This window comes from Streptomyces sp. NPDC004838, from assembly GCF_053600955.1.
Window position 1 is genome coordinate 435940 of sequence record NZ_JBSGAW010000002.1, and the last position, 16154, is coordinate 452093.

Annotated in this window: 13 protein-coding genes; 7 read left to right on the forward strand and 6 right to left on the reverse strand. The window is 70.7% G+C overall.

Going from position 1 to position 16154, the window contains the following annotated elements:
- Positions 1-28: 28 nt before the first annotated feature.
- Positions 29-1228, reverse strand: a complete 1200-nt coding sequence (locus ACWEFL_RS04260; protein ID WP_451707142.1) for a bifunctional adenosylcobinamide kinase/adenosylcobinamide-phosphate guanylyltransferase — start codon at positions 1226-1228, stop codon at positions 29-31.
- 89 nt (positions 1229-1317) lie between these two features.
- On the opposite strand from ACWEFL_RS04260, the gene ACWEFL_RS04265 reads away from it, so the two are divergent.
- Positions 1318-1521 (forward strand): hypothetical protein, encoded by a 204-nt coding sequence (locus ACWEFL_RS04265; RefSeq protein ID WP_451707144.1) that lies wholly within the window; start codon positions 1318-1320, stop codon positions 1519-1521.
- A 210-nt stretch (positions 1522-1731) separates the two neighbouring features.
- Here ACWEFL_RS04265 and ACWEFL_RS04270 read toward each other — a convergent pair whose 3' ends face one another.
- From ACWEFL_RS04270 to ACWEFL_RS04285, 4 genes are all read right to left on the reverse strand, one after another.
- Positions 1732-2841 carry a S1C family serine protease gene (locus ACWEFL_RS04270; protein WP_451707147.1) on the reverse strand — a complete coding sequence of 370 codons (1110 nt, stop codon included), beginning with the start codon at positions 2839-2841 and terminating at the stop codon, positions 1732-1734.
- 155 nt (positions 2842-2996) lie between these two features.
- Positions 2997-4772, reverse strand: coding sequence for an ABC transporter ATP-binding protein (locus ACWEFL_RS04275; RefSeq protein WP_451707324.1), 1776 nt, complete (start codon positions 4770-4772; stop codon positions 2997-2999).
- A 224-nt stretch (positions 4773-4996) separates the two neighbouring features.
- Positions 4997-5701 (reverse strand): class I SAM-dependent methyltransferase, encoded by a 705-nt coding sequence (locus tag ACWEFL_RS04280; protein ID WP_451707327.1) that lies wholly within the window; start codon positions 5699-5701, stop codon positions 4997-4999.
- An 83-nt stretch (positions 5702-5784) separates the two neighbouring features.
- Positions 5785-6381: a DUF3043 domain-containing protein gene (locus ACWEFL_RS04285; RefSeq protein ID WP_451707150.1), complete on the reverse strand. Its 597-nt coding sequence runs from the start codon at positions 6379-6381 to the stop codon at positions 5785-5787.
- Between the two features lie 368 nt (positions 6382-6749).
- On the opposite strand from ACWEFL_RS04285, the gene ACWEFL_RS04290 reads away from it, so the two are divergent.
- The 6 genes from ACWEFL_RS04290 to ACWEFL_RS04315 all read left to right on the forward strand — a co-directional run bounded on the left by ACWEFL_RS04290 (position 6750) and on the right by ACWEFL_RS04315 (position 14698).
- Positions 6750-7553 carry a PspA/IM30 family protein gene (locus tag ACWEFL_RS04290; RefSeq protein WP_451707153.1) on the forward strand — a complete coding sequence of 268 codons (804 nt, stop codon included), beginning with the start codon at positions 6750-6752 and terminating at the stop codon, positions 7551-7553.
- Between the two features lie 201 nt (positions 7554-7754).
- The gene (pspAA, locus tag ACWEFL_RS04295) at positions 7755-8051 is read left to right on the forward strand and encodes a PspA-associated protein PspAA (protein ID WP_451707156.1); all 297 of its coding nucleotides are present in this window, start codon (positions 7755-7757) and stop codon (positions 8049-8051) included.
- Between the two features lie 331 nt (positions 8052-8382).
- A complete protein-coding gene (locus tag ACWEFL_RS04300; RefSeq protein WP_451707158.1) occupies positions 8383-9858 on the forward strand; it encodes a sensor histidine kinase in 1476 nt (491 codons plus the stop codon).
- A complete protein-coding gene (locus ACWEFL_RS04305; protein ID WP_451707161.1) occupies positions 9855-10547 on the forward strand; it encodes a response regulator in 693 nt (230 codons plus the stop codon). Before ACWEFL_RS04300 ends, ACWEFL_RS04305 begins: the two co-directional genes overlap by 4 nt.
- Before the next feature lie 193 nt (positions 10548-10740).
- Positions 10741-13899, forward strand: coding sequence for an efflux RND transporter permease subunit (locus tag ACWEFL_RS04310; protein WP_451707164.1), 3159 nt, complete (start codon positions 10741-10743; stop codon positions 13897-13899).
- 103 nt (positions 13900-14002) lie between these two features.
- A complete protein-coding gene (locus tag ACWEFL_RS04315) occupies positions 14003-14698 on the forward strand; it encodes an alpha/beta fold hydrolase (RefSeq protein WP_451707167.1) in 696 nt (231 codons plus the stop codon).
- 157 nt (positions 14699-14855) lie between these two features.
- Here the strand turns inward: ACWEFL_RS04315 and nadA are convergent, their stop codons facing one another.
- Positions 14856-16073 carry a quinolinate synthase NadA gene (gene nadA, locus ACWEFL_RS04320; RefSeq protein WP_451707169.1) on the reverse strand — a complete coding sequence of 406 codons (1218 nt, stop codon included), beginning with the start codon at positions 16071-16073 and terminating at the stop codon, positions 14856-14858.
- Between the last annotated feature and the right edge of the window lie 81 nt (positions 16074-16154).

Here is a 16154-nt window from a genome sequence, read left to right on the forward strand (position 1 = left end):
CGCCGAACAGTACCGGCTGTGCGGCAGCTCAGCTCCGCAGGACCAGGGCTTGGCCGGCGACCACCAGAAGCACATGCTCGCATTCGGCGGCGAAGGCCGCGTTGAGGCGTCCCAGCTCGTCCCGGAACCGCCGTCCGGAGGCCGTCGCGGGCACCACGCCCGACCCCGTCTCATTGGTCACCGCGACCACCGTGCGCCCGGTCTCCCGTACGGCCGCGACCAGTTCGCCGACCCGCTCCCGCAGCGCTCGTTCACCGTCCTCGCGCCACTTCGCGTCGTCCCACGCGCCGACCCGGTCCATCGCGTCGGTCAGCCACAGCGACAGACAGTCGATCAGCAGCGGCGGCCCGTCCTCGGCGAGCAGCGGCACGAGATCGCAGGTCTCCTCGGTGCGCCAGGAAGCGGGACGCCGCTCCCGGTGCAGCGCGACCCGGTCCGCCCACTCCGCGTCGCCGTCCCGCCCGCCGCCCGTCGCCACGTACAGCACATCCGGGAACGCCGCCAGCCTGCGCTCGGCCTCCAAGGACTTTCCGGACCGCGCGCCGCCGGTGATCAGGGTGCGGCGCGGCACATCGGGCACCGCGTGGTACTCGCCGACGATCAGCGTCGCCCCGTCCGGCACCGCGCGGGCCCCCGCCGCCGTGAGCCTGCGCTCCAGCTCCGGACCGCCCGGCACATCGTGGTCGAGATGCACGGCGATCACATCGGTCGTCGCGCCGATCGCGCCGGCCGCCCGCAGCCGCGCGATCGCGTCAGGCCGTCCCACGACGTCCGCGACGACCATCTCGTAAGCGGCGAGCCCCTCGGCGAGACCGGCCGGAGCGCCGCCCGGCGGCAGATAGAGCAGCCGGTCGCCGTCGGGCGAGGTCACCTCGTACCCCGTTCCCGGATGGTCCATCGGCACCGCCCGCACCCGGTGCCCGCTGATCAGCGTCAACACCCGCCCGTCCGGCACACGGCCCGCCGACGGCAGCCCCGCCGGGAGCTCCACCGCCGGTCCGTCGTGCGGATGCGTCAGCAGCACCTGGCGTACGCCGACGAGCGACTGCCCCGCCCGCGCGGCGGCCAGCGCGGCGCCGGGGGTGAGATCGAGCAGCAGCGCCCCGTCCACGAGCAGCGCGGTCGCCGCCCGCGCACGCGGGCCGCGGGCGACGGCGCACACGGCGCACGGGCAGTCGGACCGGGGCAGTCCGGCGGGAGCGCCGGTTCCGAGCAGAGTGAGTTCCACCCCCTGATCCTCCCGCGTCGCCGTTGCCCGTGCCCGCCCGGATACGCTGCGGGCAGGACAGAGATCACCGAGGTCCCTGGGAGGCGCACATGGCATGGACGTGGCGGTTCGAGAAGTCCGACGGAACGGAGGTTCAGCCGGCGGTCGAGCCGGAGGAGTTCACAACCCAAGGCGACGCCGAGTCATGGATCGGCGAGTACTGGAAGGAACTCCGCGACGGCGGCGCGGACCAGGTGTTCCTCTCCGAGGACGCCACCAGGATCTACGGTCCGATGAGCCTCCACGCGGAGTAGCCCCGATCCGCTCAGGGCACGAGAAGGGGGCGCGCCCGCGCGAAGCGGCGGGCGCGCCCCCGTTCTCGTGCCGGGCCGGTTCCGGTTCCGGTTTCACCGTGCTCCGCGCGGCCCCTCGTTCCGTACGGTCCCTCGTTTGTCGCGGACCGATTCCGGCTCCGTCGCCGGGCGCCCCCTTCCGGCAGCCCGGCGACGGAGCCGGCGGGTCTTTCACATCTCGCCCAGCGTCACTTCCGCCTTCTTCTGCTCACCGTCGCGTACATACGACACCGAGACCTTCTCGCCGGGGCTGTCCGACGCCAGCGCCTCCGCGAGGGAGGTGATCGTCGTGATCGGGGCGGAGCCCACCTGGGTGATGATGTCGCCCTGCCGCAGCCCCGCCTTGTCCGCCGGACCGCCGGACGCGACCTTGACCACCACGACCCCCGACGGCTGGAGGTTCTCGTCGAGAACGGTACGGGCCGTGATGCCCAGGGCGGCGCGGCCGGAGTCCGTCACCTTGCCGCTCTTGATGATCTGGTCGGCCACTGTCTTCACCATCGAGGCGGGGATCGCGAAACCGATGCCGGGTGCCGCGCTGTTGCCCGCCTGGGGCTCCGTCGCCGCCAGCGTCGGGATGCCGATGACCTCGCTGTCGAGGTTGACCAGCGCGCCCCCGCTGTTGCCCGGATTGATCGCCGCCGAGGTCTGCACCATGTTGCCGATCGTCGCGCCCGTGCCGCCGCCCGACCCGCTCTCGGTCACCGTCCGGCCGACGCCGGAGACGATTCCCTCGGTGACACTGCTGGACAGGCCGAGCGGCGAACCCATCGCCAGCACGATCTGTCCCACCGCGACCTTCGACGATTGGCCGAAGGTCGCCGCCTTCAGCCCGGCCGGGACCTGGTCCAGTTTGATCACCGCCAGGTCCTGCTCCGGATACGAGAACACCAGCTTCGCGGGCAGGGGATTCTTGCTCGTCGCCACGGTGACCGTGAAGTTCTTCGCCCGGTCGACCACATGGGCGTTGGTGATCACATGGCCCTCGCCGTCGTACACGACGCCCGAGCCGAGATTGTCCCCCGCCTCGATCTGCACGACCGACGGCAGCACGTTCTTGATCACGGTCTCGTAGTCCGACTGGAGATCGCTCGTGACCTTGGGCGCCGCCGCGCGCGCCGAACTCTCCGACTCCTTGGCGGACGAGCCGGAGGAGCAGCCGCCGATCAGGGCGGCCGTGGATATCGCGGCGGTCAGTGACAGCAGCAGCCGCCGGGTACGCGGACCGCGCCCGCCGGGCCGGGCGGAGGGGCGGGAGACGTGGTTGTGGGGTGCATCCATATCCGAAGTGTCGCTTTTATCCGCCCTGTACGGCCTGCTGTACGCCTCCGATCAGGTGGCACCGCCCTGGGGACCCGCGGGATCACGGGCGGCGCCAGGGAGCGCGCCCCTCGACCGATCCCGAGGTTCCGCGGTCCCTCTCGGCCCGCCGTCACTCAGCCCGCCGCCGTCACCTCGGCCTCCGCCAACTCCGCCGCCCCCGGAGAGGACGCCAGGAACTGCGTCGCCGCCAGCTCCCCGTACAGCGGATCCGCCGCCACCAGCTCCATGTGCGTGCCCACCGCGCGCACCTTCCCCGCGTCCATGACCACGATCCGGTCCGCCAGCGTCACCGTGGAGAGCCGGTGCGCCACCACCAGCACCGTCACCTCGCGGGAGATCTCCGCGACCACATCCCGCAGGGCCATCTCGTTGACCGCGTCCAGCTGCGAGGTCGCCTCGTCCAGCAGAAGCAGCCGCGGCCGGCGCAGCAACGCCCGAGCGATCGCCACGCGCTGGCGCTCACCCCCCGACAGCTTGGAACCGCGGTGGCCGACCACCGTCTCCAGACCGTCCGGCAGCCGGTCGACGAGCGCGTCCAGCCTGGCCCGTACGAGAACGTCCCGGATGTCCTCGTCCGTGGCGTCCGGCGCGGCGAAGACGAGATTCTCGCGCAGGGTCCCCGCCAGTACGGGCGCGTCCTGCTCGACATAGCCGATGGCGGCCCGCAACTCGGCCAGCGGCCAGTCGCGCACATCCCGCCCGTCCACGAGGATCCGGCCGCCGTCCGCCTCGTAGAAGCGTTCGATCAGCCCGAACACGGTGGTCTTGCCCGCGCCCGACGGCCCCACGAACGCGGTCATCCCCGCGCCCGGCACCGTGAAGGTGACCCCCTGGTGGACGTACGGAAGGTCGTCGCGGTACCGGAAGGCCACCTCCTCGAAGGCCACCGACGCGGGCCCCTCCGCGGGCTCGTCCACGGGCCCCGACCCCAGGTCCTCCATCTCCAGCCGCTCCGCCTCCACGATCCGCGCGATCGCCGCCGACCCCTGCTGGTACTGCGTCGCCGCCTCCACCAGCTTCGACACCGGGTCGATCAGATAGAAGAGGAAGAGCAGGAACGCCACCAGCGTCGAGATGGAGATCGCACCGGACGCCACCCGGGCCCCGCCGATGCCGAGCACCGCCAGGAACGACACCTGCACCGCGAGCCCCACCGACGACCACGCCACGGACTGCCACTTCGCCGACCGCACGCCGTGCCGCCACGCCTCGTGCGCCGCCTCCGCGATCACAGCGGTCTCCCGCTCCTCCGCTCCGGACGCCTTCAGCGTCCGGAACGCGCCGAACGCCCGCTCCAGCACCGTGGAGATCGAGCCCACCGCCTCCTGCGCCCGCTGCGTCGACCGCGAGATCTGGGGCATCACCAGCGCCACACAGCCGCCGACCAGCACGATCACACCGAGCGTCACGCCGAGCAGCACCGGGTCCATCATGCCCATCAGCACGATCGTGGCGACGAAGGCGAGAGCACCGGTCACCGCGGAGACGACCGACTGGGTGGTCACCGCCCGCAGCAGCGTCGTGTCCGAGGTGACCCGTGACATCAGATCGCCCGGCTGGGTCTTCTCCACCTCCGGCAGCCGCAGCCGCAGCAGCCGCCCGATCAGGGTCCGGCGCGCGGCCAGCACCACCGACTCGGCGGTGCGCTCCAGGATGTACGCGCCCACCGCCTCGATGGCCGTGCCGATCACCACCAGCGCCGTGAGCAGCACCAGCACCCCGGTGATCGAGTCGTCTTCGCCGAGCCGCTCCACCAGCGACTTCGCGGCGAGCGGCTGAGCGAGCCCGGCGACCGTGCCGACCAGCGCGAGCGACGCCCCGAGCGCGACAGACCAGCGGTGCGGGCGGAAGTGCCGGTACAGCGCCCGCCATGTCTCCCCGGCCGGCAGCTTCACCGCCGGACTCGCGGACGGACCGGCGCTCTCGCCGGCCTTGTCCGTGAGGGGTCCACCGGTCCCGGCAGGCCCGGCGTCGTCATTTCGAGTGGTGTCTGAGGCGCTCACTTGAGTGAGGACGCGAGAGCCACCGTGTTACCTGAGCGCCCCGCGAGATTCGGCCTGCGGGCCCCGGCCCATGGGAGCACCCGGCGGAACCCCACCGCGGACGCGGGCTCTCAGCCGCGCACCCCGCACAGGTGCAGCAGTGCCGCCACCCGCCGGTACGGCTCCGTGCGCCCGGCCCGGTCCTCCGCCGTCAGCAGCCGCTCCAACTCGTCCGCGGCCGGGATCACGGTGTCGGCGCTCCAGTCGGTGAAGACCTGCACCCCGTACCAGGCGTGCAGCGGCGCCGCGATCCCCGCGAGCGTCGACGTCAGCGAGTCGAGCCGGTCGGCCCGCAGGGCGAGGCCCCGCTGGTCGGTGTACTCGTCGGACTCCAGAGCGGTCAGCGCCCCGGTCCAGTCGCCCGTGAGCCCCGGCCCCATGGCCAGCGCGTCCGCGTTCCGTACGAGGAGGGAGAGCAGCCCGCCCGGCGCCAGCATCCTGGCGAGGCCGGCGAGCATCGCGTCCGGCTCCGGCGACGACATCAGCACCCCGTGGCAGAGCACCACGTCGAAGCTGCCCGGCAGGAAGTGCACCCCCGTCTCGCGGCCGTCGCCCTCGATCAGCCGCACCCGCTCGCGGATCCCCGCGGGCTCGGTGGACAGCGACTCCTGGGCGGCCCGCAGCAGTCCGGGGTCGGATTCCATTCCGGTGATCGTGTGTCCGGCCCGCGCCAGCCGCAGGGCCTGCGCGCCGCGGCCCATGCCGACGTCGAGTATCCGCAGCCGCTGTCCCACGGGGTAGCGGGCGACTATCTGCTCATCGAGCTGACGGGCCAGGAGCACCTGCCGGACGGTGTCACGCAGCCCACCGGGCACCACAGGGCCGCCCGGTGCGTCCATCACACCGCGGGCCTCGGTGCTCAGGGTCGCTCTCCGCGCTTGACCTGCGGCTTCGGCAGACGCAGTCGGCGCATCTGGAGCGTGCGCATCAGACCGTAGGCGACCGCGCCGCGCTTGGGCTCGTCGGGGAACCGTTCCCTCAGCTGCTTCTTCAGCCGGATCGCCAGACCCGCCGAGTCCACGAGGATCATGACGATGACGCCGAGCCAGAGCAGCAGCGCGATGCTCTGCAGCTGACCGATCCGGACCATGCTCATCACCAGGATGAGCACCGCCATCGGCAGGAAGAACTCGGCGATGCAGAAGCGCGAGTCGACGAAGTCGCGGACGAACCGGCGCACCTGTCCCTTGTCACGGGCCGGCAGATACCGCTCGTCACCGCTGGCGAGGGCCTCTCGCTGGCGCGCCATGTCCGCGCGCCTGGCCTCTCGCTGGCGCTTCATGGCGGCCTTGCGGTCGAGCGGCGTCGTGGCGGCACGACGGCGCTGGCTCTGGGCCTCACTCCGCTTGGGAGTGGGGCGGCCCTTCGGGGCCTGGGGGTCGCGGGTCTGCTCGGAGAGGTCCGCCGTCACCTTGTCGGTGGGGGCCTTCTCTGTCTTGGCACGGCTACGGAACACAAAACACAAGGGTACGGGGTGCCGTGCATGGACCGAACGGCGGAGGGGAACGATCCCGCAACACCGTGCGTCCATAAGGGACAGAAGGACGGCGCGGGAGCCGGCGCGGGAGCCGGAGGCCGGTGGGGTTCCGGGCGGGTGCGGGACCGTCGTACGGCGACGGGTCCGGATCCGGTCGGCACGGGTGGAGCCCGGTGGTGTCCCTGACGGTCATCTACTCCTTGCGCCGGATCGGAAGCAGTACGCAGTCGTCCTTGGGGAGGAGCGCATCCGCGCTCGAACAGTGCGGTAATGGATGCAGGGCCCGTACTGTGGGTTCTGTTGGAGTGCTGGAGCCGTAGTCCGTCAGAAGGGGGCGCGCGAAGCCCATGAGCGGTGTCATGAAGCGTATGGGGATGATCTTCCGCGCGAAGGCAAACAAGGCCCTTGACAGGGCCGAGGATCCGCGCGAGACCCTCGATTACTCGTACCAGAAGCAGCTGGAGCTGCTTCAGAAGGTGCGCAGGGGAGTCGCCGATGTGGCGACCTCCCGCAAGCGCCTGGAGCTCCAGCTCAACCAGTTGCAAGGACAGTCGACCAAGCTGGAGGACCAGGGCCGCAAGGCGCTGGCGCTCGGCCGCGAGGACCTGGCGCGCGAGGCGCTGTCCCGTCGTGCCGCGCTTCAGCAGCAGGTCAGCGATCTGGAGACGCAGCACCAGACGTTGCAGGGCGAGGAGGAGAAGCTCACCCTCGCGGCTCAGCGGCTGCAGGCCAAGGTCGACGCCTTCCGTACGAAGAAGGAGACGATCAAGGCCACGTACACCGCCGCCCAGGCGCAGACCCGGATCGGCGAGGCGTTCTCCGGGATCTCGGAGGAGATGGGCGACGTCGGCCTGGCGATCCAGCGGGCCGAGGACAAGACCGCGCAGCTGCAGGCGCGGGCCGGTGCGATCGACGAGCTGCTGGCCTCCGGCGCGCTCGACGACCCGACCGGGATGGCGAAGGACGACATCGCCGCCGAGCTGGACCGCATCTCCGGTGGTACTGATGTGGAGCTGGAGCTTCAGCGGATGAAGGCCGAGCTGGCGGGCGGCAGCGGCTCCTCGCAGCAGGCCATCGAGGGCGGCAGTGCGACGGCGCAGGACGCCTCCCGGCAGCAGCAGAACACCAGGCCCAACTTCGACAAGCACTGACAAGCACTGACAAGCACTGACAAACCGACAAGCGACAAGCACTGACGAGCGCTGACCAGCACCGGCAAGCACCCGCAAGCACTGACAGGCACCGGTCGGCCGACCGACCGGTGACCGACCTCCGGCCGAGCGGCGGTCGATCGGCCGGTGACCGAGAAGAACGACACCACGTCCGGCAGGACCGAGCAGTAGGGACTCGTCATGATCGTGCGGATCATGGGGGAGGCGCAGGTGAGGCTGGCGGACAGCCACTTCGCCGAACTGGACAAGCTCGACGACGAGCTGCTGGCGGAGATCGAGCAGGGTGACGGTCCCGGTTTCCGCCGGACTCTCAGCGCGCTTCTGGAACGGGTCCGGGCGCTCGGGGAGCCCCTGCCGGACGACTCCCTGGAGCCGTCGGATCTGATCCTCCCCGACCCCGGCGCCTCGCTGGAGGATGTACGGGAGATGCTCGGCGACTGGGGTCTCATCCCCGACTCCGCACCGTCCCAGGAGTAGTTCCCCGCAGCCGCGCCACCGTCGCCGGGCCACCGCACCCGGTACCGCACTCCAACAACGTGCCCCGCCCGGAAGCCTCCGGCGCGGGGCACGCGCGCGTACGCCCGTGTCCGCCCGCGTCCGTGCGCGGGAATCCGCCCGCCCGCACACACGAGGCTCAAGGCCGCACCCCCGGACTCCGGCCGCGTACACGCGTACCCACGGGAGACCCGGCCGCCGAGGAGGCCGATCGCACAGGAGGCGGACCGCACAGGAGGCGGACCGCGGAGGGAGACGTCCGGACGCCGGGGAACACCGCATCCGTACACGCGCGCCGCGACACGCCGTAACGTTGCTTGGCGTGACCTCCCTCGCCGCCGGGTTCGCCCGCACTCGACGCTGGCTCCGCGAGCACCCGCTGGCGCTCGACGGCGCCCTCGCCGTACTCGTACTGATCTGCATGGTCATCGGCTCCTTCGCGGAGCCCTACGGACGGCACGGACCGGAGTTCGGCGCGCGCACCCCGGAGGCGCGCAGCCTGGTGCTGATGGTCCTGGTCTCGGCGGTCCTCGTCTACCGCCGCAGCCGTCCGGTGGCGGTCCTGGTCTTCGTCGGCGCGCTGACCGTGATCGAGCTGATCTTCGGCGACCGGCCCGCCCCGGTCGCGATGGCCGTCGTGATCGCCCTCTACACGGTGGCCTCCCGCACCAACCGGCCCACCACCTGGCGGATCGGCCTGCTCACGATGACCGTGCTCACCGGCACGTCGATGTTCTTCGGCACGGCCCCCTGGTACACCCAGGAGAACCTCGGCATCTTCGCCTGGACCGGGATGGCCGCGGCGGCGGGAGACGCCGTACGGAGCCGGCGGGCGTTCGTCGACGCCATCCGGGAGCGGGCCGAGCGCGCCGAGCGGACCCGTGAGGAGGAGGCCCGCCGCAGGGTCGCGGAGGAGCGGCTGCGGATCGCCCGTGATCTCCACGATGTCGTCGCCCACCACATCGCCCTGGTCAATGTGCAGGCGGGCGTCGCCGCGCACGTCATGGACAAGCGCCCCGACCAGGCCAAGGAGGCGCTCGGACATGTGCGGGAGGCCAGCCGCTCCGCGCTGAACGAACTCCGTACCACGGTGGGTCTGCTCAGGCAGTCCGGCGACCCGGAAGCCCCCACCGAACCGGCGCCCGGCCTCGATGTGCTGGATCAGCTGGTGACGACCTTCCGGCAGGCGGGCCTGGTGGTCGAGGTGGCCCGCGCCGACGGCGGAGTCCGGCGGCCCGCCGCCGTCGACCTCGCCGCGTACCGGATCGTCCAGGAGGCGCTGACCAATGTGCGCAAGCACGCGGGACCGGACGCGAAGGCCGAGGTGAGCGTGATACGGGTCGGTTCGACCCTGGAGGTCACGGTGCTGGACAACGGATCAGCCCCGGAGACGCGCACGGCCTCGCCCCATGCCACGGCCCCGTACGACGGCGCACCCGGCGGCGGTCCGGACACCGGTACGCACAGCGCTCCGGGAAGCACTCCGGGAAGCGGTCCGGGCAGTGCTTCCGGCGGTGCCTCCAGCCATGGGCAAGGCGCCATCGCGGCCGGCGGCCCCGGCGGCGGACCGGCCGTCACGGCGGTCCATGGACCAGGCGACGGATCGGGTCACGGCCGCGCCAACGGCCACGACCAGGCAGCCGCCATCGGCGGCGGCCACGGCCTCCTCGGCATGCGGGAACGCGTCTTCGCGCTCGGCGGCAGACTCAATGCGGGCCCCCGATACGGAGGCGGCTTCCGCGTACAGGCGATACTTCCCCTGAAAGCTCGCACGGGGGAGGACGGATGACGATCAGGGTTCTGCTCGCGGACGATCAGACGCTGCTGCGCAGCGCCTTCCGGGTCCTGGTGGACTCGGAACCCGATATGACCGTGGTCGGGGAGGCCGCGGACGGCGCCGAAGCCGTCGCCCTGGCCCGCTCCGAGCGCGCGGACGTCGTCCTGATGGACATCCGGATGCCCGGCACGGACGGGCTCGCCGCCACCCGCATGATCAGCGCGGATCCCGGACTGGCCCATGTACGGGTCGTCATGCTGACCACCTTCGAAGTGGACGAGTACGTCGTCCAGTCCCTGCGGGCCGGCGCGTCCGGCTTTCTCGGCAAAGGCGCCGAACCCGACGAACTGCTCAACGCCATCCGTATCGCCGCCGCCGGCGACGCGCTGCTCTCGCCCGTCGCGACCAAGGGCCTGATCGCCAAGTTCCTCGCCCAGGGCGGCGATCCGGACGACGACGACAACCCCTCGTCCGCCACCTACTCCGAACGCCTCGGCGCTCTCACCGTGCGCGAGCGCGAGGTCCTCGTCCTGGTCGCCGGCGGCCACTCCAACGACGAGATCGCCGAACGCCTCGTGGTGAGTCCGCTCACCGTCAAGACCCATGTGAACCGCGCGATGGCCAAACTGGGCGCGCGCGACCGGGCGCAATTGGTCGTCACCGCCTATGAGTCGGGTCTGGTCCGTCCAAGGGCGGAGTGAACCGGGCCCCCCGCGTACTCCAATCGCGGTATGCGCGAGATAAAGAAACGGGACCTGGGGGCGAGACGACCGCCGTCCGCATGGCTGATCGTATAAGCGGGCAGCCGACTGTGCCCGCAGACCGCTCGGCCCGCCCGACCGTACGCCTGTCTCCGGCGACTTCCCGCCGCGCTAGCCAAAGAAGAGAGACCCCATGTCCTGGCTGTCGAGAATCAGCCTGAAACAACGTGCCCTGGTGGGGCTGACGTCGATCGTGGCGATCGTCTTCGGGGCGATCGCCATCCCCCAGCTCAAGCAGCAACTGCTGCCGTCCATCGAACTCCCGATGGTCTCGGTGCTCGCCCCTTACCAGGGCGCTTCCCCCGATGTGGTAGAGAAGCAGGTCGTCGAGCCGCTGGAAGACTCCATCAAGGCCGTCGACGGCATCAAGGGGATCACCTCCACGGCGAGCGAGGGCAACGCCGTGATCATGGCCGGCTTCGAGTACGGAGACGGCACCAAGCAGCTCGTCGCCGATGTCCAGCAGGCCGTGAACCGGGCCCGTGCCCAGCTGCCCGACGACGTCGACCCGCAGGTGATCGCCGGTTCGACGGACGACATTCCGACCGTCGTCCTCGCCGTCACCTCGGACAAGGACCCGCAGGCGCTCGCCGACCAGCTGGAGCGCACGGTCGTCCCCGCCCTCGAGGACATCGACGGCGTCGGCCAGGTCTCCATCGACGGCGTCCAGGACCTCCAGGTCTCCGTCACCCCCGACGAGGCGAAGCTCGCGGCGGCGGGCCTCACCACCGCGGCCCTCGGCGACGCGCTCAAGGCGGGCGGCGCGACCATGCCGGCCGGCTCCTTCAGCGAGGACGGCCAGAACCGCACGGTCCAGGTCGGCGGCGGCTTCACCGACCTCAAGCAGATCGAGGAACTGCGGATCGCCCCGGCGGCCCCCGCGAAGGGCAAGCCCGTACGCCTCGGCGACATCGCCAAGGTCGAGCAGACGACGTCCACCCCCGTCTCCCTCACCCGTACGAACGGCAAGCCGAGCCTCGCGGTCCTCGCCACCATGGACAACGACGGAAGTGCCGTCGCCATCTCCGACGCGGTCAAGGAGAAGCTGCCCGATCTCCGCCGGGACCTCGGCTCCGGCGCCGAACTGACGGTCGTCTCCGACCAGGGCCCGGCCGTCTCCAAGTCGATCTCCGGTCTGACCACCGAAGGCGCGCTCGGTCTGCTCTTCGCCGTGCTCGTGATCCTGGTCTTCCTGGCCTCCCTGCGCTCCACCCTGGTCACGGCGGTCTCCATCCCGCTCTCCGTGGTCCTCGCGCTGATCGTGCTGTGGACCCGCGACCTGTCGCTCAACATGCTCACGCTCGGCGCGCTGACGATCGCGATCGGCCGGGTCGTCGACGACTCGATCGTCGTCCTGGAGAACATCAAGCGGCACCTCGGCTACGGCGAGGAGCGCGAGAGCGCGATCATCACCGCGGTCAAGGAGGTCGCCGGCGCGGTCACCGCCTCGACGCTGACCACCGTCGCCGTGTTCCTGCCGATCGGCCTCGCCGGCGGCATGATCGGCGAGCTGTTCGGCTCGTTCTCGCTGACCGTCACCGCCGCCCTGCTGGCGTCGCTGCTGGTCTCGCTCACCGTCGTGCCCGTGCTGTCGTTCTGGTTCCTGCGCGCCCCGAAGGCCGTACGCGGAATGGACCCGGACGAGGCCCGTCGCATCGCGGAGGAGAAGGAGGAGCGCAGCAGGCTCCAGCGCGCGTACGTTCCAGTCCTGCGGTTCGCCACGCGCCGCCGGATCACCAGCGTCGTCCTCGCGGTCGTCATCTTCCTCGGCACGGTCGGCATGGCCGGCCTGCTGAAGACGAACTTCTTCGACCAGGGCGAGCAGGAAGTCATGTCGCTCAAGCAGGAGCTGCCGCCGGGCACCAGCCTGGAGGCGTCCGACGCCGCCGCCAAGAAGGTCGAGAAGGTCCTCGACGGCATCGACGAGCTGAAGAACTACCAGGTCACCGTCGGCTCCTCCGGCTTCATGGCGGCCTTCGGCGGCGGCACCGGCTCCAACCAGGCGTCGTACCAGATGACCCTGAAGGACGCGGCCGACTACGAGAAGACCCGCGACCGCATCGACGCCGAACTCGCCAAGCTGGACGGCATCGGCGACACGACCATCGCGGCCGGCGACGGCTTCGGCAGCCAGGACCTGAGCGTCGTCGTCAAGGCCGCCGACCCGGCCACCCTGAAAGAGGCGTCCGAGAAGGTACGCGAGGAGGTCGCCGGCCTCAAGAACGTCACCGACGTCCAGAGCGATCTGGCGCAGAGCGTCCCGCGGATCTCCGTCAAGGCCAACGCCAACGCCGCCGCGGCCGGTTTCAACGACACCACGCTCGGCGCGGCCGTCAGCCAGGCCGTCAGCGGCACCCCCGCGGCCAAGGCGATCCTCGACGACAGCGAGCGCGATGTCGTCATCACCTCGGCCAAGCCCGCCAAGACCATGGCGGAGCTGCGGGAACTCTCCCTCGGCACGGTGAAGCTCGGTCAGATCGCCGAGGTGAAGCTGGTGCCCGGCCCGGTCTCGATGACCCGGATCGACGGCTCCCGAGCCGCCACGATCACGGCGAAGCCGACCGGCGACAACACCGGAGCGGTCAGCACGGAACTCAACTCCAAGCTGAACTCCATCGATCTGCCAGAGGGCGCCACCGCCTCCATCGGCGGTGTGTCGGAGGACCAGGACGAGGCATTCGCCTCGCTGGGTCTGGCGATGCTCGCGGCCATCGCGATCGTCTTCATGCTCCTGGTCGCCACCTTCCGCTCCCTGGTACAGCCGCTGATCCTGCTGGTCTCCATCCCGTTCGCGGCGACCGGCGCGATCGGACTGCTGGTGATCACCGGCACCCCGATGGGCGTCCCGGCGATGATCGGCATGCTGATGCTGATCGGCATCGTGGTCACCAACGCGATCGTGCTGATCGACCTGATCAACCAGTACCGGGCCCAGGGATACGGAGTCGTCGAATCCGTCATCGAGGGCGGCCGGCACCGGCTGCGCCCGATTCTGATGACCGCCCTGGCGACGATCTGCGCCCTGCTCCCGATGGCCCTCGGCGTCACGGGCGAGGGCGGCTTCATCGCCAAGCCGCTGGCGGTGGTCGTGATCGGCGGTCTGATCACCTCGACCCTGCTCACCCTGCTGCTCGTGCCCACGCTGTACGCGATGGTCGAGCTGCGCAAGGAGCGCCGCGCCAAGAAGAAGGCGGCGAAGCGGGCGCAGAAGTCGGGCGACGCCGACGCCGGAAAGGACGGAGACGCGGGCGCCGGAAAGGACGGAGGGGACCTCACCCTCGCCGATCGGTAGCGCGGATCCGGTGAACACGCCCGGCCGCGGCCCCTGCCAGGGCCGCGGCCGGGCGTCTTTGCGTCACGATGGTGCCCTCTGGCCCCTTCCGCAGGAGCGTCGTATGACGGAGTTCCTCCTCATCCCCGGTGCCGACGGCCATGCCTGGTACTGGCACCGGGTCGTGCCCGAACTGCGCGCCCGGGGCCATGAGGCCATCGCCGTCGATCTGCCCGACGACGACACGGCCGACCTCTCCGACTACACCGACGCCGTCATCGGCCAGCTCGGCCCCGCGCCCGGCCGGCTGGTCGTCGTGGCCCAGTCCCTGGCCGGCTTCATCGCACCGCTGGTCTGCGAACGTATCCCCGTGGAGCGGCTGATCCTCGTCAACGCCATGGTTCCCGCGCCTGGCGAGACCGCGGGGGAGTGGTGGGACGACACCGGCCAGCCCGAGGCCCGCAGAGCCATGGCGTTACGGGACGGCCGGGACCCCGACGCCGCGTTCGACCCGCTGGTCGACTTCTTCCACGACGTCCCGCCCGAGGTCACGGCCCAGGCGATGGCGGGCACCCCGCCCGGCGCGCCCTCGGAGGCCCTGTTCGCGGACCCCTGGCCGCTGCCCGGGTGGCCCGACATTCCCACGCGCTTCCTCCAGGGCAGGGACGACCGGTTCCTACCGGCCGGATTCCAGCGCCGGGTGGTGGCCGACCGGCTGTGCCTGCCCACGGAGGAACTTCCCGGCGGCCATCTGATCGCCCTGAGCAACCCGTCCGCCCTGACCCACCTGATCTGTCTGTCCGGCTCGTCCGGCGTCTGAGGTGCCCGTCCGATCCATCCGATCCATCCGATCCGTCCTACCTGTCCGGGCGGTCCGGCGTCCGCGGGGCCCGCCTGACCTGTCCGTCAGACCCGTCCCTCCGGCCCGCCCGGCGTCGAAGGAGGGACCCGTACCGAGGGTTGCGCGAGACCGAGGGTTACGCGAGCGCCAGCATCCTCTCCAGCGCCAGCTTCGCGAAGCTCTCCGTCTCCTTGTCGACCTGGATGCGGTTGACCATCGAGCCCTCCGCCAGCGACTCCAGCGCCCACACCAGATGCGGCAGATCGATCCGGTTCATCGTCGAGCAGAAGCAGACCGTCTTGTCGAGGAAGACGACCTCCTTGTCGGGATGCGCGTTCGCCACCCGGCGTACCAGGTTCAGCTCGGTGCCGATCGCCCACTTGGAACCGGCGGGAGCCGCCTCCAGCGTCTTGATGATGTACTCCGTCGAGCCGACGTAGTCCGCGGCCGCGACCACCTCGTGCTTGCACTCGGGATGCACCAGCACGTTCACGCCCGGAATCCGCTCCCGTACATCCCGGACCGACTCCAGCGAGAAGCGCCCGTGCACCGAGCAGTGCCCGCGCCAGAGGATCATCTTCGCCGCGCGCAGCTCCTCGACCGTCAGCCCGCCGTTCGGCTTGTGCGGGTTGTAGACGACACAGTCGTCGAGCGACATGCCCATGTCCCGTACGGCGGTGTTGCGCCCGAGGTGCTGGTCGGGAAGGAAGAGCACCTTGGTCTCCCCGCGCTCCCCCTGCCCGAACGCCCACTCCAGCGCCCGCTTCGCATTGGACGAGGTGCAGATCGTCCCGCCGTGCTTCCCGGTGAACGCCTTGATGTCCGCCGAGGAGTTCATGTACGAGACGGGCACGACCTGCTCGGCTATCCCTGCCTCGGTCAGCACGTCCCAGCACTCGGCGACCTGCTCGGCCGTCGCCATGTCGGCCATCGAACAGCCCGCCGCGAGGTCCGGCAGGACGACCTTCTGGTCGTCCGAGGTCAGGATGTCCGCGGACTCCGCCATGAAGTGCACACCGCAGAAGACGATGTACTCGGCCTCGGGCCGTGCCGCCGCGTCCTTCGCCAGTTTGAAGGAGTCGCCGGTGACATCGGCGAACTGGATGACCTCGTCCCGTTGGTAGTGGTGACCCAGGACGAAGACCTTGTCGCCGAGTTTCGCCTTGGCGGCGCGCGCACGCTCCACCAGATCCGGGTCGGAGGGGGACGGCAGATCGCCGGGGCACTCCACGCCGCGCTCGCTCTTCGGGTCGGCCTCACGGCCGAGCAGCAGCAGGGCGAGCGGAGTGGGCTGCACGTCGAGCAGGGCGTCCTGCGACTCCGTACGGGTTTGGGCGGTGGTCACGTCACGCACCCTTTCTTCTTGTACACAGACCTTTATCGTCTACTTGACGTTATCTATCATAACCGCTTCATGTCACTTTGACGATCTCCA